This window comes from Nostoc sp., assembly GCF_036917395.1.
GTDB lineage: Bacteria > Cyanobacteriota > Cyanobacteriia > Cyanobacteriales > Nostocaceae > Nostoc.
The window spans coordinates 57,140-80,634 of the sequence record NZ_JBALDI010000077.1 but is presented as its reverse complement, the minus strand read 5'-3'; the positions used below and the strand labels follow the sequence as shown (position 1 = coordinate 80,634).

The following is a 23,495-nucleotide window of genomic DNA, read 5'->3' as shown; positions in this document are numbered from 1 at the left end:
CAGCAGTGCCAAGCTAGCTCAGCAGTGCCGACCTCAGCTATGCCATCCTCAGCAGTGCCGACCTCAGCAGTGCCAACCTCAGCAGTGCCGACCTCAGCTATGCCAACCTCAGCGGTGCCAACCTCAGCAGTGCCAGCCTCAGCGGTGCCGACCTCAGCAGTGCCAGCCTCAGCGGTGCCGACCTCAGCAGTGCCGACCTCAGCGGTGCCAAACTCAGCGGTGCCGACCTCAGCGGTGCCAAACTCTTCTGTGCCAAATTCTTCTGTGCCGACCTCAGCTATGCCATCCTCAGCGGTGCCGACCTCGGCGGTGCCGACCTCAGCAGCGCTAACCTCAGCAGTGCCAACCTCAGCAGCGCCAATCTCAGCCGTGCCAACCTCAGCAGCGCTAACCTCAGTGAAACCAATCTCAGCCGTGCCAACCTCAGCAGCGCTAACCTCAGCAGTGCCAACCTCAGCAGCGCTAACCTCAGTGAAGCCAATCTCAGCAACGCTAACCTCAAAGATGCTATTTACACTCATAAAACTAAGTTTCCTGAGAATTTCGAGCCTACTAAGCAACAAATGCACTTAATTGCTCCTAATGCCGACCTCAGGAGTGCCTCCCTCAAAGGTGCCGACCTCAGCAGTGCCGACCTCAGCAGTGCCGACCTCAGCGATGCCTCCCTCAAAGGTGCCTCCCTCAGCAGTGCCGACCTCAAAGGTGCCTCCCTCAGCAGTGCCGACCTCAAAGGTGCCTCCCTCAGCAGTGCCGACCTCAGCTATGCCTCCCTCAAAGGTGCCTCCCTCAGCAGTGCCTCCCTCAGCAGTGCCTTCCTCAAAGGTGCCTCCCTTAGCAGTGCCGACCTCAGCGATGCCGACCTCAGCAGTGCCTTCCTCAGCCTTGCCGACCTCAGCAGTGCCGACCTCAGCTATGCCGACCTCAGCAGTGCCGACCTCAGCTATGCCGACCTCAGCCTTGCCGACCTCAGCGATGCCGACCTCAGCGGTGCCGACCTCAGCTATGCCAAAAACCTTAATCCTGAGCAAGTTCAATCTGCTAAAAATTGGGATAAGGCAAAATACGAAAACGATTTTCGTGCCAAGCTCGGTTTACCACCAGAACCAGCTAAGTGAATACTTTGGGGTTGCGTTTTTACTTCTAACCAATCCTGCAATGCAACTTTTTGCAAACTTTTTCTACATTATTATTCGACTAAAAGTAGTTGTTTTGCGGTCTTCTTTGCGTCTATGAGCAAAACAAAAAAATTTATTTGTCAGAGCGAGTAAAGTTCACAAGACTTAGAGATTGCTTTGCTCACAATGAGTTTTTATAATTGAGCGATCGCAGCAAACAAAAATGAACCTTGAAGTCGGTTTGAGGAACCTTAAAGTTAGTTTGAGGAACCTTGAAGTCGGTTTGAGGAACCTTAAAGTTAGTTTGAGGAACCTTGAAGTCGGTTTGGGGAACCTTAAAGTTAGTTTGAGGAACCTTGAAGTCGGTTTGGGGAACCTTGAAGTTGGTTTGAAGAACCTTGAAGTCGGTTTGAGGAACCTTGAAGTTAGTTTGAGGAACCTTAAAGTTAGTTTGAGGAACCTTGAAGTCGGTTTGAGGAACCTTGAAGTCGGTTTGAGGAACCTTAAAGTCGTTTTGAGGAACCCTGAAGCAGCTTTTGCAAACCCTGCATCTAATCTGAAAAAATGGCATCAAAGAGCAATTATTAAGTGCAATAATTCACAATAAATCTGTTTTTCAGTAATTCAATGATTATTAATCCCCAAGAAGTACCTAGTGAAATACGCACAAATTATCCTGATGAGTTCAAGCCAATGGTTGCAGGAAGAATACGGCAACAGTTAGGTAACTTTGCAGGATTGCAGAACTTTGGAGTAAATCTGGTAAAGTTAGAACCTGGAAGCTATTCTTCTATAAGACACTGGCATTCTCATCAAGATGAGTTTATCTATGTTTTGGAGGGTGAACTGACATTAGTCACAGATAGAGGTGCAGAAATTCTCATACCGGGAATAGCAGCAGGATTTCCCGCAGGTGAGGCAAATGCACATCATTTAGTAAATCGCTCATCGGTGGTTGCTATTTATTTAGAGGTAGGAGATCGTACTCCCAATGACAAAGTTACTTACCCTGATGAAAATTTGATGACAACAGCTAGCCCTGATGGTAAGTCTAGAAAACTTATTCGTAACGATGGCACACCCTATTAAATTTAGTCCTAATTTAGTTTATTGGTTCTTAATCAGGTGAGCTGTCGTGATTCCACAAAGCGTTGTTCATAGGATTGACGGAATGCACCCTATGGAAACCCCCAGCTTCCCCTATTGCTGTAAAACTGAAACCGTCCAAATCCGAGAAATTGTCCGTGGGAATTTTCACCCACTGGGAACGCTGTCACACCTAGTAAATAGACACCAGAAAAGCTAGGATTCTTCACAGGGCGGAGGGCGATTGTGACTGTCTGTCCTGGAGTCACAGGTGGATCAAAGTTCACAGTAAGTGTTCGTGTCTTGCGTTCGCTGGTGACTGCGCCTAGTGTAAGTCGCGTTTCTTTGCGGTCGCTTTTTCCGACAAAGGCGTAGGTATCATTAAGATCGTAGCGGATGTTTTCTGCTCCTTCCCTCTGGGCGATCGTTACCTTCTGGAGGGATTCTCCAGCATTATCTGGCAGGTTGATAGTGAAATAGTAAGTTGCGCCCCAAATATTCACATCTTTGTAAGTAGTTGTCGCGTTAACGAGTTTCGGCGGTTGGACAAAGTAGACTATGCCATCTCTAAGCTGCACAGCTTGAGTCACCGGAATGGCAACTCCTGCAATGCTTATTCCTAACGAAAGTGTTATCCCAAACAAAGTTGCAACGCGCATGATTCAGATATAAAAAACGCACTCATTTCAATTTTAGTTCTTTGGGAATGAGTGACTTGGGAATGATAGAAGCTTGTTTTTCCGAATTAGAAGATTTCGTGTACCACCAAGCCCAAGCAATTAAAACTGCTTGAAGGGGAAGCCTGATTATATGTACCCAAGGTGAATTTGGTATATGTTCTAGCTTAATATGATTAACCGCCATATTGATATTGGCAGGGTAAACCGCAATAAAAAGAGCAATAAGTCCCCAAGCAGCAGCTTGACTTACAGGCGGGACTAATAAGCCGATACCACCCAAAATTTCATAAAATCCACTGAGATAAACTAACCCTAAAGGGTAAGGTAGTTGCGGCGGCATAATTTTGACATACGGTTCTGGAATAACAAAGTGTGTCACTCCAACCACAATGATGCATATAGCAAGGACGACACGTAATATTTCCTTATACTTATTCATAGGTTTTGCCTGATTATATACTTGTCCCTATTACTTCAGTTTGGTTTATGGATGTTAATCTGTCTTGAGTCAATAGGAGTAAAAATCGGCAAAATTTACCCAAATACCACTTACTTCAGAGATTCATCTAATTGTCCATCACATCTTACAGCTATGTGAGCGATTCTTTAACGCTCACATAGCTAACAATTATTCATAAAAAATATGAGCGATGCCTTTAGCCGACTTGCACCTTTCATCCAAGAATATATTTATTATCACCAGTGGACTGAATTGCGACCAGTTCAAATTGCTGCTTGTCAAGTTATATTTGACACTGATGCTCATTTGTTAATTACTGCTGCAACTGCTGCGGGTAAAACAGAAGCAGCCTTTCTGCCAGTTTTGACTTTATTACATGCTAACCCTGCTGCAACTATCGGGGTATTATATATTAGTCCAATCAAAGCTTTAATTAATGATCAATTTGAGCGTCTCAATGACTTACTCAAAGAAGCAGATATTCCAGTTTGGCGCTGGCATGGTGATGTTTCTCAAAGTCGAAAAAACAAGCTTTTAAAGAATCCTCAAGGCATTCTCCAAATTACACCAGAATCTCTAGAAAGTTTGTTAATCAACAAAAATAACGACCTCCTTCACTTATTTGGTGATTTAAGATTTGTGATCATTGATGAAATTCATGCTTTTATGGGTTCAGAACGCGGTTGTCAAATTATTTGCCAATTACAACGTTTAGCACAGTTGACACAAAAACAACCGCGTCGTATTGGTTTATCGGCGACTCTGGGTGATTATTCAACAGCTGAAAATTGGTTGTGTTCTGGAACAGAGAAGCCAGTAATTACACCGCAAATTGACGGGATAAAACGCCAAATAAAACTAGCTGTAGAACATTTTTATATTACTGATGGAGTAGATGAATCAGAAACAACAGCTTATGAACAATATATTTTCAATCTCAGTAAATCTCGCAAATGCCTGATATTTGCTAATAATCGGACACAGACCGAATCTATAATCGCATCTTTACGACAAATTGCCACAGAACAAAAACTACCAGATATATATCATGTGCATCATGGGAGTATATCTGCTAGCTTGCGGCAAGCAGCTGAAAATGCGATGCGTGAACCCAATAATCCAGCTGTTACTGCCGCTACTCTGACTTTAGAATTAGGCATAGATATCGGTCATTTAGAGCGAATTATTCAGTTAGAATCACCCTTATCTGTAGCTAGCTTTTTACAGCGCTTAGGACGTAGTGGCAGAAGAGGTGAAGCTGCCGATATGCGCTTTATCTGTGCTGAAGAGAAACCATTATCAGAAGCTTCTCTACCAGAGCAAATCCCGTGGCAACTTTTGCAGTCTATCGCTATCATTCAACTTTATTTAGAGGAGCAATGGATTGAATCAATCAGACCGATTAAATACCCTTTGAGTTTGCTTTATCACCAGACAATGAGTATTTTAACAGCAACGGGGGAACTTTCACCTAATGCCCTAGCTAAACAAATTTTTAGTCTGTCAAGCTTTGCTGCTATTTCCAAAGAAAATTTTCAATTATTGCTCCGCTATTTAATTGATATTGGTCATATTCAGCATACTGAACAAGGTAAATTAATCCTGGGTTTGGCAGGAGAAAAGGTTGTGAGAAAATTTCAGTTTTATGCTGTCTTTGCTGAACAGCAAGAATATATTGTTAAGCAAGGTGCAACTGAAATTGGCAGTATCGTCACGCCGCCTGCTGTTGGCAATCAGTTTGCTTTAGCTGGGAGAACTTGGGAAGTCGTAGAAGTTGACTTTAAAAAGAAGGCTATTTTTGTTAAACAAGCCGAGGGGAAAGCTAGTATTTATTGGCGTGGTGGTGGTGGCACTATTCATACCAAAGTTTTGCAACGAATGCAGCAAGTTCTATTTGAAAATGTCGAGTACAGCTATTTGCAAAAAAATGCTTTGCAACGTTTACGTAAAGTTCGCCAATTAGTGCAGCAGGTTGGATTAGATAAACAAAATATATTGCAATTGGAAAAAGGTAAATGCTGCATTTTTCCGTGGATGGGTACGGTTGCTTATCGCACCTTAGAAAGATTACTTAACTCTTACTGTCGAGAATCGTTAGAAATTATCAGTATTGGCGGAGTAAATCCATATTATTTTACAATTAAGTTAGGCAAGGATAAATTTAAATATCTTTATCATGAAATTGGTTCCTTGTGTGAACAAAGAATTAACCCAGAAGATTTAATCAGTACTTCAGAAGCACCAAAAATTCAAAAGTATGATCAATTTATTCCTCATCCACTTTTACGAAAAGCTTTTGCTAGCGATTATTTAGATATAAAAGAACTTAAACAGCAAGTGGCACTATGGAGAGAATAAAGAATAGCCCAATGCTTTAATTATCTGAAAATTGCTATAATTCCTGAAAACCATAAGTAGGTAATCCAGTAACATCAGTTTGGAGAGCAAACAAATCACCAGAGGAGAAACTTTTTTCAATCTCTGCTTGGCTGAGTCCAACTGAAGCAGTGGTAATGTAAAGTGTTTGCAAATCCTCGCCCCCAAAAGTACAGCTAGTTGGCAATTGCACAGGTAGCTTTATCCGCAATATCTCTTCACCCTTGGTGTTGAAACGAATCACACACCATCCATCCCACATAGCTGACCAAATATTTCCTTCACTGTCTATTGTCAAACCATCTGGGTAGAAGGATTCATTATTTAAATCAACAAAAATACGGCGATTACTAATGTTTCCTGTTACTGAATTAAAGTCGTAAGCGTATATTTTTTTGTGTGGAGAATCTGTCAAGTAAAACGTCTTTTCGTCAGGACTCCACCCTAGACCATTAGAGACAGTCAATCCCGTTTCCATCACATGCAATGAACCATCATTGTCATAGCGATAGAGGCTAGCATGAGGTTTTTCCAAAGAAGACATTGAGCCAAACCAAAAGCGGCCTTGAGAGTCGCATTTGCCATCATTAAAGCGATTATTTTGCAGATTTGATTCAATTTCCAAAATACGGGTAACTACACCTGTCTGGGTGTTGAGGAATGCCAGGTGATCACGTAGCGCCATAATTAATTTATCTGCACCTGCTGTTGCGATCGCACCGACGACATCTCCGACATCAAAAAAGCTGTTTTTCCCCGTGGTAGGATGAAACTGATGCACCCGATGGTTATAAACATCGACCCAGTACAGTAAGTTTTGGGTAGAGTCCCAGATGGGGCCTTCACCTAAGCGGGCACGGGCTTCTAGAACATTGTGGAGTGGATATTGCAACTCGTTCATTTTATCTTTGTTTTGACTAAGGCTGAGATTCCCGACTTTTTAGATAAGTCGGGAATCTTCTTGTTAAACAGCTTGTAAAATCTCCTCATCTACAGAAAAATCTACTTCGGCTTTGTCTTTTGCATTAGCCAAATAATCATTTTCCAGAGAGTCTTGTAACCCAGAAATCAAATCATATTCAGGTTGCCAGTTTAATTCTGTTTGCGCTTTGTTCACCGAAGCAAAGAAATGCTGCACTCGCATCGGAAAAGCTTTGCGCTTGCCGAAATCAAACTTTTTCGGGTCGTAATGGACGATTTTTACAGCATCAGGTGATTTACCAGCAGCTACAGCACTAGCACGGGCTAAACCATCAAAAGTGACAAAGCGATCGCCAGAGATATTATAAATCTGTTTTATTGCTTGTTCATTACCCAAAACCTGAGTCATTGCTTTTGCCAAGTCTTTTACATGACCTAGCTGCGTGATATGCAAGCCATTTCCGGGGATAGGAATGGGGCGATCGCGCACAATTCTATCAAAAAACCAGCCTTCCAATTCATTATAATTACTAGGGCCGTAAATATAAGTAGGACGAATAGAGGTAAAGGGCAATCCCAATTGAGTCAGATAAGCTTCTGTTTCATGTTTACCCTTGTGGCGACTTTTGGGATCTACTGGATCACCTTCTACATGGGGCAGTTGGTCAGATTTGAGATACACTCCCGCAGAACTCATATACACAAAATGTTGCACCCGGTCTTGAAAAATCTCTGCTAATGGTTGAGTATCAGTCAGTTCCCGCCCATTATTGTCAAAAATCACATCAAAATTTTCTTGTGATAATTTTGCTTTTAATTGGGTAGCATCCGTGCGATCGCCTATAATTTGTCCTACTCCCTGCAAAGAAGGTGCTGGCCGATTCCCACGATTGAACAGCACCACCTCATGTCCTTGTTCTACTAGTATTTGAGTCAAATAGACACCAATGAACCGAGTACCACCCATAATTAGAATTCGCATAAATTCCCCCTTTCTATATCAGTTGTCGTCAAGGGAGTGGGAAGTGGGGAGTAGGGAGTAGGGGACAAGTGGACTAGGAGAATAACCATGCCCAATACCTCATTCCCCATTCCCCATTCCCCATTCCCCATTCCCCATTCCCTATTCCCCATTCTGAGGTTATCAGGTTGCAGCAACCATCTGGAACCTCTGAGAGAAAGATTGCGTCTTCTGTGCTAATCTGGGGCGCTTCCCGTTAATTAATCACAAGGGGAAACTTTTCAGTTAACCTCATCAAGTTGGCCTTTGTATTTTCCATTTATTCAAGTTAGCTGTGCCCTTGAAATATGCTCTAGTTCATGAGTGGCTGACACCTAAAGCCACTGGTGGTTCAGAACTCGTTGTCCGAGAAATTTTGAATCATATTGATGCTGATTTGTATGCCCTCATCGATTTTGAATCCAGCAATAGAGAAAGTTATTTATATAAGCGTCAAATTGGCAAGACGTTTCTCCAGAACTTTCCCTATGCCCGCAACGGTATACAAAAATACTTGCCAATGTGGCCTTTGGCAATTGAACAACTTGATTTGCGGCATTATGACATAATTTTGTCTTCATCCCACGCTGTTGCCAAAGGAATCCTTACCACTCCCGAACAGATGCATATTTGCTACTGTCACAGCCCTATGCGCTACGCCTGGGACTTGACCTTTGATTATCTGCGCCACAGCAAAATGGGTAGTGGTTTGCCTGGGTGGGTAACGCGATATTTATTACATCGTTTGCGTCAGTGGGATGTATTGAGTGCCAATCGAGTTGATTACTTCATTGCCAACTCGCAGCATACAGCTCGGCGGATTTGGCGTTGCTATCGGCGAGAAGCAACAGTCATTTACCCACCAGTGAATATTACGGAATTTCCATTTCTGTCTGAGAAAGAGGACTTTTACCTGACAGTTTCCCGATTAGTGAGTTACAAGCAAATATCGTTGATTGTCAAGGCTTTTAATCAACTAAAACGACCATTAGTAGTCATTGGTACAGGAGATGAAATGAAAAAGATTCGCAAGATGGCAAACTCCAATATCCAAATACTGGGATGGCAACCCGATAATGTGGTAAAAAAATATATGTCTAGGGCTAAGGCGTTTGTGTATGCAGCTTGTGAAGACTTTGGTATTGCCCTAGTGGAAGCACAGGCCTGTGGCACACCAGTGATTGCCTACGGTGCAGGAGGTGCTCTAGAAACAGTGCGAGATATCCGCTCTTGTGTGGATACAGGGACAGGTATATTCTTCAAGACGCAAACAGAGGCGGCTTTAGTGGAGGCAGTAGAAAAGTTTGAAACGTATGAGGGTTTGTTCAGTTCCGAGTATATGCGATCGCACGCGGCGCAGTTCTCACCGCAAATCTTTGCAGATCGTTATCTAGATTTTGTAAACAAGTGCAACGAAAAAAGACCGTTTTTGGAATGATGGTCTTGGTTAATGTCTTATTTTTTTAGGCTTTTGGCAATTTCCCCCCAGAAGAACCTCATTTTGGCTTTAATATTGGGACTATGTGTGGTGTGGATTATTAAGGAGTATGATGACTGCCCAGAGCTCACTCCTCTCCGGCAAGCGAGGCGTACGGCAAGACACTAGAGGGTCTACGCGTACTTTCTTAAAACGCGGTCAAAAAACAAAGACGCCAAAAGTTAAACCCAAAGGTTTATCTTTTCAGGGTTTAAACGGAGAGTTTGCCAAACGACTGTTCGATATAATGTTTTCGCTGTCGGTGTTAATTTTGTTCTTCCCCGTCTACTTAATCTTGGCCTTGCTGATTGCTCTCAGCTCAGAAGGTCCAATTTTTTATGTCCAGGAACGGGTAGGGAAAAATTACAAGGCGTTTAATTGTATTAAATTCCGAACAATGGTGAGCAATGCCGACGAAATCCTCATGCAAATGATGGAAACATCGCCCCAGTTGCGACAAGAATTTGAGAGCAGTTTTAAGCTGAAACAAGACCCCCGGATTACCAAAATTGGTCGATTTTTGCGAATTACTAGCTTAGACGAATTTCCCCAGTTCTGGAACGTTTTAAAAGGGGACATGAGTGTAGTCGGTCCCCGACCTTTAGTAGCAGAAGAACTGCCAAAATACGGTTGTCACATTGATGAGATTTTAACAATCCGTCCAGGAATTACTGGTTTGTGGCAGGTGTCTGGGCGTAATGACATTCCCTACCCTCGGCGAGTCCAAATAGACCTGCATTATGTCAAATTTAGGAATTTCTGGCTTGATTTATGGATTATCTTGAAAACTGTTGATGTAGTCATTCTGCCCAAAAATAACGGGGCATACTGAGTAAGTACTTAGGGTCGATTCTGTGGGACAGTTAATGTCCCTAAGTACCAATTCTTGCCGTAAAACTAAACCACTGTTCATCTTTGTTTATATAGTTATCTATCTATATTTATGCCTTTCTACCTAACTCAGACTTCTGTTAATGTTCATCTGTAGCTTTTTTTGCTCTTATTCAGATTTTTGCCAAAATAAAGTTTAATTTAAAATATTTATTTTATTCAGTCTTCACAAAACTAGAGATATATATATGAAGTTTTGACAAAAAACAACGTATATAATACAGAATCTTTAAAGAATCTTCATCTATTTGGTAAAAGAAAAAATATACATAATTAAACAATCTTCATTTATCTAAGGTTGATATAACGTGTTAAATTAATTTTTATTAAGTATATTTATTTATGGAAAAAGTCTTCTAACAACAAGAAATCGTATGTTTACCATTAGGCAATTCAGCAATTAGCTGCTAGGTTGTATAAGATTGACTGTAACTTTTTAATCAAAGACAATAAGGGATAATTGAGGATGACGCAACAGAAGCGAGCGTTGATTACTGGTATTACTGGTCAAGATGGTTCATATCTGAGTGAGTTTTTGCTGGAACAAGGTTATGAGGTTCATGGCATTATTCGCCGGACTTCTACCTTCAACACAGACCGCATCGATCACATTTACGAAGACCCACACAAAGACGGAGTGCGGTTGTTTCTTCATTATGGTGACTTGACGGATGGTACGACGTTGCGGCGTATTTTAGAAGACGTCAAGCCAGTAGAAATTTACAACCTGGGCGCTCAATCCCATGTCAGAGTCAGCTTTGATTCACCAGAATACACAGTAGATGCTGTAGGAATGGGGACACTGCGTCTGTTAGAAGCAATTCGGGACTACCAACAGCGTACCGGAATTCAGGTGCGATTTTACCAGGCGGGTTCTTCTGAAATGTACGGTTTAGTACAAGCAGTACCTCAAACTGAGACAACACCCTTTTATCCCCGCAGTCCGTATGCCTGTGCGAAAGTTTATGCCCACTGGCAAACTGTAAATTATCGTGAGTCTTATGATTTGTTTGCTTGTAATGGCATACTTTTTAACCACGAGTCACCAAGGCGTGGTGAAACCTTTGTAACCCGCAAAATTACTAGAGCAGTGGCTGGTATCGTTGCTGGGAAGCAGAAAAAAATTTACATGGGTAATCTAGACGCCAAGCGAGATTGGGGCTATGCGAAGGATTACGTCAAAGCAATGTGGTTGATGGTGCAGAAAGACCAGCCAGATGATTACGTAATTGCTACTGGTGAAACCCACTCGGTGCGGGAGTTTTTGGAACTGGCATTTAGTTACGTAAATCTCAATTGGCAAGATTATGTAGAGTTTGATGAGCGTTACCTCCGTCCATCTGAGGTAGAGTTATTGATTGGCGATTCTACCAAAGCACGGCAGAAGTTAGGCTGGACACCATCAGTAACCTTTGAAGAACTAGTTTCCTTAATGGTAGAAGCAGATTTACAAGCATTGGGTCACACTTCACCCAATGGAAATGGTTCGCAATTTCCAAATGATATTGCGACTATTCGTCAACAACTGGGCGCTTTGCACTTCTGATTCACACCACAGAGGATAAAAATATGACCGCCTTAGAATTAAAAAATAAACGCATTCTCGTCACTGGTGGGTCAGGGTTTCTAGGTCGTCAGGTGATAGATCAACTGGGTAAAGCAGGGGCTGATCGTGAGAAGATTACAATAGTGCGATCGCGCGATTGTGATCTGCGTGTCTGGGAAAATAGCCAACGTGCAGTTGACCAACAAGACATAATTATCCACTTAGCAGCTCATGTCGGTGGCATCGGTCTGAACCGCGAAAAACCCGCAGAGTTGTTCTACGATAACTTGATTATGGGAACCCAGCTAATTCATGCTGCCTATCAAGCTGGAGTACAAAAATTTGTTTGTGTTGGGACAATCTGCGCCTATCCTAAATTCACTCCAGTGCCATTCAAAGAAGATGATCTTTGGAATGGCTACCCAGAGGAAACCAACGCCCCCTACGGAATTGCTAAAAAAGCACTTTTAGTCCAATTGCAATCTTACCGTCAGCAGTACGGTTTTAATGGGATTTATCTACTGCCAGTGAATTTATATGGCCCAGAAGATAACTTTGACACTGGAAGTTCCCACGTCATTCCAGCATTAGTACGCAAAGTTCACGAAGCCCAAATTAAGGGAGAAAAGCAACTCCCAGTTTGGGGTGATGGTAGTCCCACCCGCGAGTTTCTGTATTCAGAAGATGCAGCGCGGGGGATTGTTATGGGGACTGAATTTTATAACGAATCGGAACCAGTTAACTTGGGAACAGGTGATGAAATCTCTATCCTTAATTTAGTAACTCAAATTTGTGAATTGATGGAGTTTAAGGGTGAAATTGTCTGGCAAACTGATAAGCCTAATGGTCAACCCCGCCGCCGTTTAGATACTGAACGGGCAAAGCTTGCCTTTAATTTCACAGCTCAGGTGGGCTTTGAAGAAGGGTTAAAGAATACGATTGAGTGGTATCGTCAACACGCTGCATAACGATGTACTGGTGAATGTAGGGTGGTATAAGCTGGGCGATGCCCAGCTTATTTGTTTGACGCTATAAATTTTCATGGACAAAGTTAATCATCAACTAAATAAAGCAGAACTACGCCGCACTCTACTCAAAACACGTCAATCAATGTGTGTCGAAGAGTGGAGAGAAAAAAGCGATCGCATTTGCTCTCATTTACAAAACTCTACTTTATTCACCCAAGCAAAAACAATACTCGCTTATTTCAGTTTTCGCCAAGAACCTGATCTCAGTCCACTATTTACAGACAGCAAATACCGTTGGGGATTTCCTCGCTGCGTTAATAAATCCCTATGTTGGCATATTTGGACACCTGAAGATTCTCTCCAAAGCGGCGCTTATGGCATTCCTGAACCGCACCCTGATGCTCCAATATTAGATCCGGCTGAAGTGGATTTGATTATCGTCCCCAGTGTAGCTTGCGACTATCAAGGATATCGTTTGGGTTATGGCGGCGGATATTACGATCGCTTGCTCAGTTTACCGCAGTGGCAGACAAAGCCGACTATCGGAATTGTCTTTGAGTTTGCCTATTTGTCCAAAATATCTATTCAACCTTGGGATAAACCACTACAAGCTGTTTCTACGGAAACCGGATTGACTCAAAAAGGCTGAAGGATTCAGGATAATGAAGACATTAACTCAAAAACTGGATTCAAAAATACGGTTTTTTGACAACTTTCTTGGACTAATATCATAAGTAAAGTGAATAATTTAATATTTTTAAAAATAAACAGCAGGTAGCGTGAATGTTTACATTATTGTTGAATTAAAAACTCAAATTCGCAATCATTATGCTTATTTTTGTGCTTACTATACAAAAGCCTTTCAGAAAAGCTAATTTCTCTTATTAATCAAATGCTGAACTGGAAAAAATCACGATCGCAAATTCTGCTAATGTATGCGCTATTGGGAGTGATCGCACTGGTGATGCTCTTTCCTTTGCTGTGGCTAATTAGCACAGCCTTGAAATCGCCTACGGAAAATATTTTTCAGTCGCCGCCACAGTTGTTGCCTAATCAACCAACACTAAATAACTTCTTTAGTGTCTGGAACTCTCTACCTTTTGGACAATACCTGTATAACAGTACCTTGGTGTCAGTGCTGACTGTGGGCTTAAATCTGCTGTTTTGCGCTTTAGCTGCCTATCCGTTGGCAAGATTATCATTTGTCGGGCGAGACTGGATTTTTGTGGCGATCGTCTCCACGATTATGATTCCCTTCCAAATCGTGATGATTCCCCTCTATATTTTGACAGTCCAGTTGGGTTTGATAAATACTTATTTAGGGATGATTTTTCCTAGTTTAGCTTCTGCCTTTGGCATTTTTCTGTTGCGCCAAGCTTTCATGAGTGTCCCCAAAGAAATAGAAGAAGCCGCCCGAATGGATGGCAGTTCCGAGTTAGGTTTATGGTGGCATATAATGTTACCAGCAATTCGCCCAGCACTGGTAACTTTAGCTATTTTTGTATTTATTGGTGCTTGGAGTGACTTTTTATGGCCTTTAATTGTCATCCAAGACGAAAATTTATATACTCTTCCTTTGGGAGTCGCAAAGCTAGTAGGTACATTTTCCCTTGACTGGCGGTTAGTAGCTGCTGGTTCAGTGATTGCGATCGCCCCAGTATTATTACTATTTATATTTTTACAACGTTACATTGTACCTACGGAAACTGGTAGCGGGGTCAAGGGTTAAACAGGTGCGAGTAGCAACAAATTAATAAGCACCAGTCTTTTTTAAGACTACCCAGATAGTTTTAACAATCAGACTCAAGTCGTAAGTTACAGACCACTTGTGTTGATAATCTATATCCATCTTGACAATGATTTCAAAGTCTTTGATGCTCGAACGACCATTAGCTTGCCATTCTCCGGTAATACCTGGTTTGACTCGCAATCTATCCCAGTGATGTGGATCGTAATGCGTGACTTCATCAGGAGTCGGTGGACGAGTACCAACTAAACTCATGTCCCCTACTAGAACATTCCAAAATTGGGGGAATTCGTCCAAGCTAGTACGCCGCAAAAATTTACCCACAGGAGTAATCCGAGGATCGTCAACAGATTTAAAGATGTGACCTTTAGCTTGGTTTTCGACCAAATGCTTGAGTTTATCGGCATCGACGATCATAGAACGGAATTTCCATATCCGGAAAGTTTTTCCGTTCAAACCGCAGCGCATTTGGGAATAAAATATTGGACTTGGTTCATGAATAACGGTAGCAATTGCTACGGGAATTGCTATTAAAAATGTAATCATCAGCCCCACAATGGCTCCGATAATGTCAATTAATCGTTTAGCCATGCTTACAGTTGAAGGATGTAAGGGCTGTTGTGAGCAATCAACTGAATAAAGATAAAGATGATTCACAAGGGCTAATTTATCTACAACAGGACTTTTTGCATCAGTAATGTGTGTAGATATGGACATAATTTTGTTAATGCGATTTTTACTGCTTTGACCATTTCTACTGAGTGTTAACATACACAAAAATCAAACAAAAGAAAAACTGAAAACTCAAAATTTACAAAATCTTTTAATTAGGATGATGAATTATAAATTTTCAGTATTTTTCCGTAGAAAATACTACTAAGGTTCACAACCAGTAAATTCCGAGTAACAGTAATTTTCCTCAGAAAATTACGCGTTGTAACTGGGAAATTTTTTAGAGAGCAGGTTGTCCTGAAGTAATACTAACGCTTTGTAGAATTCAAAATTCAAAATACTTATGAGGTAAGCATTTTGAATTTTGAGTAGTATCCTTATTTACACTGTGATCTACTAGTCTCAATGATCAACCTCTAAGGCGAAATTCACCGTATATGGTTCCTCCAATGATTGCTGATTACTAGCCTTAATTGCATCTAGATAGCGACGCAAAGACAACAGTTGTTGGGAATTGGGACGATAAGTGAGACTCCCTTGTTTTTCAAAAAGTGGGGCTGTGGCGATCGCCTGATAGTCAGGATTTTCTTGTGAACCGTGAGTCAGCCAGGTTGATTCTGTAACTGAAGGTATCAAACCCGAAGGCAGTTCACCTTCCAAAAAAGCCAGCAGCCGTTGCTGACAAGTGCGAGTATTAATCCCACGACCCTCAAATAACTGGATAACTTCACCGAAAGATAAGGGTCGATCTGGTAGCAGCCGCAGCAATTCTGTAAATAGAAAATAATCAGTGTATTGTTGCCTGGGTATATCTAATATTTGGGGATGCAGAGGCAGCATCGCCAATCCATAAGCAACCCGACTACAATTGGGAGCGCCGTTTTCGCCGAGATATAAATCTTGAATAATCTTAGCGTTGGGGAGTTTTTGCCGTAACCAGCGGTTCACCGTCCCGACACAAGCCACTCCACCAGTCAAAATCGCTTGATTAATTGCTTCTGTAGGGATGCCACGAGCTACCAATAACTTGTTGAGTTCTCGATTCAGGCGGCGCACAAAGGGGATAAATACCTGGCTTTCTAAGTCTCGTCGCTGCAAAATCCACTGATGATCGGCCAATTCCAGGGTAAAAGAGTCTTGGTGTTGCAAAATCAACTTTAGGGCAAGTGCGGCATCTAATACCGCCTGTCCCAGCAGAGAACTTTCTAGACGCTGTTGGAGGCGAATCCGAGCGGTAATATCTGGTTCCCCAACTCTGGGTAGTTCTAATTCTTCCAACCCTAAACTCTGCCAACGCATTTGGTCTAAACCGGGAATTGATGGTTGCCATTGCCAAAGATTACTACTAATAGTTTTGCGATCGCTTTGTGTTTGGGCGCGTGATTGCCGAGATTTCGGTGGCAATAGCAGCTGGCAGATAATATCTTGTTCAATTCCCTTGCCAGCATAGGCAAAACTGTGGAGCATGAAATCATTGTATGTCAATTGCAGCAGTGTTTCTGGTATATCTACCAGTAACATTTCTGTGGCAGTTGTCCCAATGTTAATCACCAGGGTGTTGCCAACAATGGGATGTTCGCTGGTTTTTGCCGGATGAGAACCCTGATGTTGGCTTAATTTTATTTGCTCACCGTTAGCAGCATCGAGTTCCGGGAGTAGACTAGCGATCGCTTCTTCCACAAAAAAGACTTGCTGCGGATGTTGGATGAGTTTGCTGGTGAGCAAAGCTTCCCGCACGTTGAAGCGGTATTGTTCCGACCAGCTAGATGGGCAGGTGCAAATCACACCAGCAATATTATTGATAATCTGCGGAAAATTTTGTTCGCTAATCCCAACAGCAGCAGCCCTTAAACTAGGGGTGGTACTAGTTTGATCGGATTTGAGGGTTAATAGTAGCTTAGAGAGCGATCGCACAACCCAAATCAAAGGCCCCGCCGAAAATTCATTTAATTGCAAAACAGGTTCCCATTTTTGCCGTTCACTCTTGTAGGGAATGGCTACTTGTAAATAGGGCTTCAACTGTGCCGAGTAGAGATTATTTTTCGTCGGATCTGCTGTTGATCTAGGTGTTGCCGGAGTGGTAGCTGAGTGGTCAGGCACTTTATCTTGGGCAACAGCCGCAGGTGCTATCTGCTCATGTGTTTCGATACTTTCATTTTCCCCGTGGGGTACAGAAGCTGTAGGTAGATAAACCTCTGTTGGTAAACGAAATGATTGCTGGAAGGAACTTGTTCCTGACGGATTTTCTGCTGACCAGTAGATAGGATGTACAACAAAAGTCGAGCGATTTAATAATGCGGCAGAAATTCCTGTTGTACCTAAATCAATTCCTAAATACCAAACTGATTCTAGAACATTAAGCGAAACTTCTGGATTGGTGATCGAGTTGGAAATTGAAGGTAAAGAACTGTCTTGAACAGGAGTTGTAACTTCCTTTTTTTTTTCAGTTTCTACCTGGGGAACTGCCAAACTGGAGAAAGCAGCAGTTGAGGTGTTTTCTGCTGTTTGGATATTTTCTGTTTGCGGTTCTGGGGAAGTTGTGGGGATTGTGTCTTGAGTTTTATCAATTAGTTCAGAGAAAATATCCAACTTGGTAGCTGGCTCCGACTCAGAATTTAGCTGCCGATCAAAATTAGCCAAATCCCGATCTAATTGTTGCAACTGCTCTTCATCCAAGGAAATATCAGGTAAGATTCGAGCCTGGTTTGACTCTAAAGAAAGTAAGTTTTCTTCGGGTGAAGCAGCAATATAGTTATCTAAAAACGGTTCTGGCTGCTCATCGTTAATTAATACTTCCGATGTGGCAATACCTTCTCTACGAGACGCTCCGCGATCTGTAGCCTTTGCCAACGCAATTTCTGCTACTTCTGGAGTAACTGGTGGTGTAGTTGTGGCATTATCCATAGAAGATGATACTTCCGGCAGTTGCTGATCACTACCTGCATCAGCCAATAGCTCAGTTAGGGTATTAATTGTATCAACAATAGCTGGCTGAGTGTCGAGTTGCAACAAGAAACTCTCTGTTTGTGGCACAGAGTTGCTAAGAGGCGAGTCTTGGTTAGTATCCTCTTCAAAAAGTGGTTCTGATGAATTTGTGGTTTCTACTGGAGTCTGTTGAGTTGTTTGTGGGTGAATGTTGCTCAGATCCAACAAATCCATATCTGGTGTCACAACCGCAGAATCCACGGTTGGAGGCACAGGTGGACTCTCAGCGATGTTCAACGTTGATGGGGATGCTGGAGAAGCAAATAAGTCATTTGTGACAACCTCAAGACTTGGGTTATTAACATCACCAGTACCAAACAAACTGGCGTAAAGCTGGTCTACTTCATCACCAATTAATGCAGAAATATCTTGCGGTAATTCGGTCGGGGTTTCAGAAGATTGAGACGAGTCTAAGCCAAGCTGCAACAGCACTGCATCTAAATCCTCTGTGAGGGTAGTTTCCTGTTGCTCAGAATTAATTGTGAGTGAAGATGAAGTTTCTGGCTGGATCAGATCCAAGGGTTGGGGCGCGACTTCAGTACTGATCTCGGCTGGGTTAGCCAATGATGGTGGTGTCTCAGATTCTCCCCCAAGGAAAGATGGCTGGGAACTAGGGGATTGTTGCTGCAAATGCTGGGTGAAATTGTTGAGAAAGCTGGTCATCAACTGTTCGCCTTGCATTCCCTTGCTATGCATTCTTGCCAGTGCTTGCGACAGGGACTCGTCATAAGTATTAATGTTGCGCTGTAGTGCCTCAAAGACTACATTTACCGTCCCATCTAACGATAATAAGCGTTGATCCAACTCTCTGGCCAGCTGGGTTAACTGCTGCACGCGGTCTGGTGATTCTAATAAAGGTTGAGTTCCAGAGGTTACGTGATTAATTCCTCCTGAAGAACTGGTGGAATTTTCCCCCGTCTGTGGTACTACTGGCGTTAAAGTTGGCACAAGGCGACTTATGAGTACCTGTAAAAACTCGGTAATCATTTGTTCCTGGTTTGTCAACTGCTGCGCTAAAGAGTAGTTTTGCAAACGCTTTTGTTCTAGCTGGCGAATTTCTTGGATGAGAGTGGCTCGCTCTTGCAAGAGCAATTCTAATTCCGATCGCAATGGCTCTATCAAGCTCGAAAATTCACTTTTTAATTGTCCTGCCCCAACAGTACTCTCTTCCTGACTGAATTCGAGCGGCGGTAGTGGATACTGGTTATAACCATGATCAATAAATTTTGTTAATAAAGGCGAACGCGGTTCTTCAGAAGACTGATTTGGGATGCCGCTCTCTAATGCTTCTTTTCCTTGTAGCCTCACCAAGAAGTTGCGAATTCGTTCTAAAACCTCTTTAGGCTCTTGCGTCTGACCAGGCAGAAATCTAGACAGGCGCTTACCACCGCTGGCAAGTAAGTTGTCAATGTCTGCGATCAGCTTTTGAATTTCATCTGCACTGGAAGTCACTTTTATCACCTTACCTAAAAACGTATGTCAACTAATGTAACCATTCCTTTCCAATCACCGTACGCCTGTGGGGATCTTGCTACGCGCAGCATCGACCATAGGAGAAGTTTTGAGTGGCAAAAGCCGCTGCTTGGATTTGTGACTTTCATTATGTTATGGATTACTGGGAGTCGTGGCAATCTTCAGTCAGCATTTGTTTAAGAAGCTTAGTTTTGCAGGTCATTGGTTGCCTATTTTTGAAAATCGCTAAAATACCTGAGCAATAATTTACTCCCTTTAGTATCATTAATGTTGTTTGCCTATATTCTTAACTAATCAAGTTTGCAGTGCAGCTAGCCCCTAAGCAATACAACCGCCGGCTATAAACTACTTTTTGCAAAACTTTTACCCCATTTAAACTTATAGGTAAAGATTATTTATAAAAACGTTCTTGTCGCTTTCTTATGTAGCATAGTTGGTTTTCCCTTTGAAAGGGGGCTGTGCAATGATAGCTTAGGCTATAAAATGGCGCTCTTGTTTGTTGTGTGTACATAGCAGCTTGAATAAAGATGTCATAATGGAAGACCGATATAGCTTGCAAGCACAGGCTCATCCCTGGATGATCACATCGGCTCCCTTTTTTCAAGGGTTGCCAAAAACTGCTGTGGAATCAGCCCTCATCCATCTTGTCACCCGCACTCACCCAGCCAATCAGGTGATTCTGCTGGAAAATGACTGGGGTGGTTCTGTGTATTTTATTATGGACGGATGGGTAAAAATTCGCACCTACAATCTGGAAGGAAAAGAGGTAACGCTGAATATTCTTGGCAAAGGGGAATTGTTTGGTGAAATGGCGGCGCTAGATGAAGTACCTCGATCGACAGATGTGATTACCTTGGCCCCGACGGTAATTGGCAGTATGCCTGCTCAGGATTTTATCAAGTTACTTCAGATAGAACCCTTGGCAGGAGTTCGATTAGCGCAACTAATGGCACGACGTTTGCGGCAAGTAAATCGCCGATTGCGGTTGCGGGAATCTGATAGCCAGTCACGAGTGGCAGATACGTTGCTATTTTTGGCAGAAGGACAGGGAAAAAAAGGGCAAACAGGAACTCAAATCCCCAATTTACCTCATCGAGAATTGAGTAGTTTGAGCGGACTGGCGCGGGAAACTGTGACACGAGTATTGACAAGGCTAGAAAAAAAAGGCTTGATTAAACGGGATCAAGACAATATTTGTATTCCCGATTTGTCAGCCTTGGAAAGAATGATAGTGTAAAGTACCAGATATGAGTATTTTAGATTCTCTGCCAGATGAGCCGCAAGAAGATCCATCCCCTGAATCTGCAACTTCCCGCAATCATTGGTTAGATAAAGAACAGCAATTAACACCTCCTCAACTCAAGGCTGATGCGCCCTTGAGAATGGTGGAAACGGCATTTTTAGCCAGTACCGCTAGCTTGATTTGGTTTATTAATTTCTATTTTCCCTTGGGCCCAGTTTTACGGATATTTTTTCCGGTGCCGATCGCTCTAGTTTATCTGCGTTGGGGCAAGCGTGCGGCATGGATGGCAGCACTCACCTCTGGGTTACTGCTTACAGTACTGATGGGGCCAGCCCGCAGTTTGCTGTTTGTCATGCCCTATGGGTTCATGGGCGTGCTTTTGGGGGCAACGTGGTATCGTCGTGTTCCCTGGATTGTTTCTATCACCTTGGGTACACTGTTGGGTACTGTGGGAGTCTTTTTTAGGCTGTGGTTGCTGTCTGTTTTGTCAGGTGAAGACCTGTGGATTTATGTGATTACGCAGGTGACTGAATTCATTGAGTGGGTATTTTTGAAGCTAAGTTTGTTGGCGAGTCCCAGTGTATTTTTGATTCAAGTGGGAGCGATCGCTCTAATTGTACTCAACAACTTTATCTACCTTTTTGTGGTACACCTGGCAGCATCGTTTCTTTTTGACCGCCTGGGCAACCCCATTCCCCGTCCACCACGCTGGGTGCAAGTCCTCATGGATTATGAAGGATAGTGACCAGTTGCAAGTTAGGAGTTATGAATTAAACTCCTAACTCACAACTCTTAACTCCTAACTTTTTAAATGATTAGTATTTATACTCAAGAAGAACAGGGTGAAGAATGGCTACGACGGTATCGTGGTTGTCTACCCGTATTTGCCTGTGTTTTAGGATTTACTGAAACTGGTTTAATTCCAGGGATTTCAGCGGCTGGTCGGACTCCAGAGGATCGAAAATATACTGCTTGTGCCGATGCCGAGTTTTTGTATTACGGCCCAGAACATAAGCCGCAATATCCCCTACCACCATTAGCGGCCGGGGCTTCACCTGTATTGATTTCTCGCGCTGTTTTGGAGTCACTAAAGATACCAGTTCATTTGTTTAATGCTGGTTTACCTCAGCCTCCTGCTTTGCCAGTTATTGATTTGGGTGGCGCTCCTGCTAGATGTTTAAGTGGAGGTGCTGCTATGGAAATCACAACGGTACACCATTTGTTTGAACAAGGGCTACTTTGGGGAGAACGTCTTGCTACCAATATCAAACAGGGGTATCTGATTGTCAGTGAGTGCGTCGTTGGAGGCACTACAACTGCCCTGGCAATTTTAACTGGTTTGGGTATAGAAGCTGCTGGAAAAGTTAACAGTAGCCACCCTGTTTGTAACCACGCGCAAAAGTGGGCACTAGTGCAAACTGGGCTGGAGCAGGGAGAAATAAACTTCCAATCTCCAATCCAAAATCCAAGTTGCGCTGTCAGCGCACCTTTGGTGCGACCTAAAATCCAAAATTCTGTAGATCCTCTAAAACTCGTCGCTGCTGTGGGTGATCCCATGCAGGTGGTGGTAGCTGGGATGGCGATCGCTGCTAGTCGTAGTTGTGGTGTAATGCTTGCTGGTGGGACGCAAATGCTGGCGGTTTATGCGCTGATAAGTGCGATCGCTCAAGCTTACGCTTTATCATGGCAACCAGAAGCAGTAGTTGTAGGCACAACCCGCTGGGTGGCAGAAGATCCTACTGGGGCTACGGTTGACTTAGCCCTCAATTTAGGAAAAGGCAGCTTAACTCAGAGTGGAGGAACCCCTCCCCTATTAGCAACTCATCTGAGCTTTGCTGATTCTTGTTATCCCCAACTGAGAGCTTATGAGCAGGGCTTTGTGAAAGAAGGTATGGGTGCAGGAGCCGCTTGCATAGCCGCCCATCTTAGCCAAGATTGGCAGCAAACCCAACTTTTGGCAGCGATTGAAGCCCAACTTGAACGGCTAAGTACAGCATTTGATTAATTCGTAGCGAATTAAATTTGGATCTACAAATAGATATATCACACTATTACGTAGATATATGTAATAGTGTGTTTAACTTTTTTATCAATTTGATAGCTAGATTAGTTGCTTATACTTAATATATGCCTACAAAGCCATGACTCGACATTGAACCTAAAGGCTTGCGTTCCCTACCTCCAGCCATTTTTTTAAATCGTTAAATTTAGGTTAAATTTAATGAATTCTGTCTCTGAGTAATTGTTCTTCTAAAGCTGCAATGCGATTGTATGCTGCTGTTAATTGTGCTGTCAGTCGTTGTATTTGAATTTCTGGTGTTATGTTATCTCCACATTGACGATGCATGTCTAGATAAATGCCATCTGTCAATACATCCTTATGTTCCATTTCTGGATTTAAGCTGATACGTCCTTTGAACTGGTAAGCTCCAGCCACGTCATTTTCCTGATAATTATCCTTTGCTTGTGTATTTGCTAAAGAACACTCTGAGAAAGCTTGAGTGACTTTACCATCAAGCTGCTCAATTACTTGGCACAGGGCATCCAGTTTTTTGCTTAAAGTCAGGATCTGCTGCTGTAATAGCTCCATTTAATACCTTTATCCGTACATTTTCTATATGTTATTCAATTTACTCCGAATCTTAACAATACTTATGAATTATTTAAGTATTGATAATTTTTGGGGAAAATGTAACATTTAAATCTTTACTTATAAATATAAGTAAAGATTTACTACAAGTAGCACTAAGGAAATTTATGGGGAAAAATTAATGCTTAGGTAGTTATTTGCCGAAAAACTTGCTAATTTGAGTCAAATATTCAGATTTATCCGTATTATTAAGGAAAAATACCGA

At 42.5% G+C, this 23,495-nt stretch carries 20 protein-coding genes; 13 read left to right on the top strand and 7 right to left on the bottom strand.

Features of this window, described 5'->3' with window-relative positions:
- Window positions 1–44 precede the first annotated feature (44 nt).
- The 3 genes from V7K46_RS25980 (at window position 45) to V7K46_RS25970 (ending at window position 2,204) form a co-directional block, all read left to right on the top strand.
- On the top strand, window positions 45–1,115 hold the full coding sequence (locus tag V7K46_RS25980; protein ID WP_335118486.1) for a pentapeptide repeat-containing protein: 1,071 nt from the start codon (window positions 45–47) through the stop codon (window positions 1,113–1,115).
- Window positions 1,116–1,338: 223 nt separating this feature from the next.
- Complete coding sequence (locus V7K46_RS25975) at window positions 1,339–1,722, top strand: hypothetical protein (protein WP_335118296.1); 384 nt, start codon at window positions 1,339–1,341, stop codon at window positions 1,720–1,722.
- 20 nt (window positions 1,723–1,742) lie between these two features.
- Entirely contained in the window at window positions 1,743–2,204 is a 462-nt protein-coding gene (locus V7K46_RS25970; protein ID WP_335118294.1) for a cupin domain-containing protein, read from the top strand.
- Window positions 2,205–2,293: 89 nt separating this feature from the next.
- Here the strand turns inward: V7K46_RS25970 and V7K46_RS25965 are convergent, their stop codons facing one another.
- Together V7K46_RS25965 and V7K46_RS25960 are read right to left on the bottom strand one after the other, a co-directional pair.
- Window positions 2,294–2,860 (bottom strand): DUF2808 domain-containing protein, encoded by a 567-nt coding sequence (locus V7K46_RS25965; protein ID WP_335118292.1) that lies wholly within the window; start codon window positions 2,858–2,860, stop codon window positions 2,294–2,296.
- A gap of 22 nt (window positions 2,861–2,882) precedes the next feature.
- Window positions 2,883–3,320, bottom strand: a complete 438-nt coding sequence (locus tag V7K46_RS25960) for a DoxX family protein (RefSeq protein ID WP_335118289.1) — start codon at window positions 3,318–3,320, stop codon at window positions 2,883–2,885.
- A 204-nt stretch (window positions 3,321–3,524) separates the two neighbouring features.
- Here V7K46_RS25960 and V7K46_RS25955 point away from each other — a divergent pair, with 204 nt between their 5' ends.
- A complete protein-coding gene (locus V7K46_RS25955; protein WP_335118287.1) occupies window positions 3,525–5,699 on the top strand; it encodes a DEAD/DEAH box helicase in 2,175 nt (724 codons plus the stop codon).
- 34 nt (window positions 5,700–5,733) lie between these two features.
- Here V7K46_RS25955 and V7K46_RS25950 read toward each other — a convergent pair whose 3' ends face one another.
- Both V7K46_RS25950 and V7K46_RS25945 read right to left on the bottom strand, forming a co-directional pair.
- The gene (locus V7K46_RS25950) at window positions 5,734–6,618 is read right to left on the bottom strand and encodes an SMP-30/gluconolactonase/LRE family protein (protein ID WP_335118285.1); all 885 of its coding nucleotides are present in this window, start codon (window positions 6,616–6,618) and stop codon (window positions 5,734–5,736) included.
- Between the two features lie 63 nt (window positions 6,619–6,681).
- On the bottom strand, window positions 6,682–7,620 hold the full coding sequence (locus V7K46_RS25945; RefSeq protein WP_335118282.1) for an NAD-dependent epimerase/dehydratase family protein: 939 nt from the start codon (window positions 7,618–7,620) through the stop codon (window positions 6,682–6,684).
- Between the two features lie 313 nt (window positions 7,621–7,933).
- On the opposite strand from V7K46_RS25945, the gene V7K46_RS25940 reads away from it, so the two are divergent.
- The 6 genes from V7K46_RS25940 (at window position 7,934) to V7K46_RS25915 (ending at window position 14,249) form a co-directional block, all read left to right on the top strand.
- Window positions 7,934–9,076, top strand: a complete 1,143-nt coding sequence (locus tag V7K46_RS25940; protein ID WP_335118280.1) for a glycosyltransferase — start codon at window positions 7,934–7,936, stop codon at window positions 9,074–9,076.
- A gap of 112 nt (window positions 9,077–9,188) precedes the next feature.
- Window positions 9,189–9,947: a sugar transferase gene (locus V7K46_RS25935; RefSeq protein ID WP_335118484.1), complete on the top strand. Its 759-nt coding sequence runs from the start codon at window positions 9,189–9,191 to the stop codon at window positions 9,945–9,947.
- Window positions 9,948–10,472: 525 nt separating this feature from the next.
- Complete coding sequence (gmd, locus tag V7K46_RS25930) at window positions 10,473–11,552, top strand: GDP-mannose 4,6-dehydratase (protein ID WP_298917330.1); 1,080 nt, start codon at window positions 10,473–10,475, stop codon at window positions 11,550–11,552.
- Between the two features lie 23 nt (window positions 11,553–11,575).
- Window positions 11,576–12,520: a GDP-L-fucose synthase family protein gene (locus V7K46_RS25925; protein WP_335118276.1), complete on the top strand. Its 945-nt coding sequence runs from the start codon at window positions 11,576–11,578 to the stop codon at window positions 12,518–12,520.
- Between the two features lie 73 nt (window positions 12,521–12,593).
- Complete coding sequence (locus tag V7K46_RS25920; RefSeq protein WP_335118274.1) at window positions 12,594–13,169, top strand: 5-formyltetrahydrofolate cyclo-ligase; 576 nt, start codon at window positions 12,594–12,596, stop codon at window positions 13,167–13,169.
- Between the two features lie 243 nt (window positions 13,170–13,412).
- The gene (locus V7K46_RS25915) at window positions 13,413–14,249 is read left to right on the top strand and encodes a carbohydrate ABC transporter permease (protein WP_335118272.1); all 837 of its coding nucleotides are present in this window, start codon (window positions 13,413–13,415) and stop codon (window positions 14,247–14,249) included.
- Between the two features lie 21 nt (window positions 14,250–14,270).
- On the opposite strand, the gene V7K46_RS25910 is transcribed toward V7K46_RS25915, so the two are convergent.
- A complete protein-coding gene (locus tag V7K46_RS25910) occupies window positions 14,271–14,984 on the bottom strand; it encodes a sugar transferase (RefSeq protein WP_335118270.1) in 714 nt (237 codons plus the stop codon).
- A 357-nt stretch (window positions 14,985–15,341) separates the two neighbouring features.
- Window positions 15,342–19,376 (bottom strand): hypothetical protein, encoded by a 4,035-nt coding sequence (locus V7K46_RS25905; RefSeq protein ID WP_335118268.1) that lies wholly within the window; start codon window positions 19,374–19,376, stop codon window positions 15,342–15,344.
- Between the two features lie 556 nt (window positions 19,377–19,932).
- On the opposite strand from V7K46_RS25905, the gene V7K46_RS25900 reads away from it, so the two are divergent.
- From V7K46_RS25900 to cobT, 3 genes are all read left to right on the top strand, one after another.
- Window positions 19,933–20,634, top strand: a complete 702-nt coding sequence (locus tag V7K46_RS25900) for a Crp/Fnr family transcriptional regulator (protein ID WP_335025882.1) — start codon at window positions 19,933–19,935, stop codon at window positions 20,632–20,634.
- A gap of 10 nt (window positions 20,635–20,644) precedes the next feature.
- Complete coding sequence (locus tag V7K46_RS25895) at window positions 20,645–21,382, top strand: DUF2232 domain-containing protein (RefSeq protein ID WP_335118266.1); 738 nt, start codon at window positions 20,645–20,647, stop codon at window positions 21,380–21,382.
- A 69-nt stretch (window positions 21,383–21,451) separates the two neighbouring features.
- Complete coding sequence (gene cobT / locus V7K46_RS25890; RefSeq protein ID WP_335118264.1) at window positions 21,452–22,645, top strand: nicotinate mononucleotide-dependent phosphoribosyltransferase CobT; 1,194 nt, start codon at window positions 21,452–21,454, stop codon at window positions 22,643–22,645.
- A 213-nt stretch (window positions 22,646–22,858) separates the two neighbouring features.
- Here cobT and V7K46_RS25885 read toward each other — a convergent pair whose 3' ends face one another.
- Entirely contained in the window at window positions 22,859–23,230 is a 372-nt protein-coding gene (locus tag V7K46_RS25885) for a hypothetical protein (protein ID WP_335118262.1), read from the bottom strand.
- Window positions 23,231–23,495: the final 265 nt, after the last annotated feature.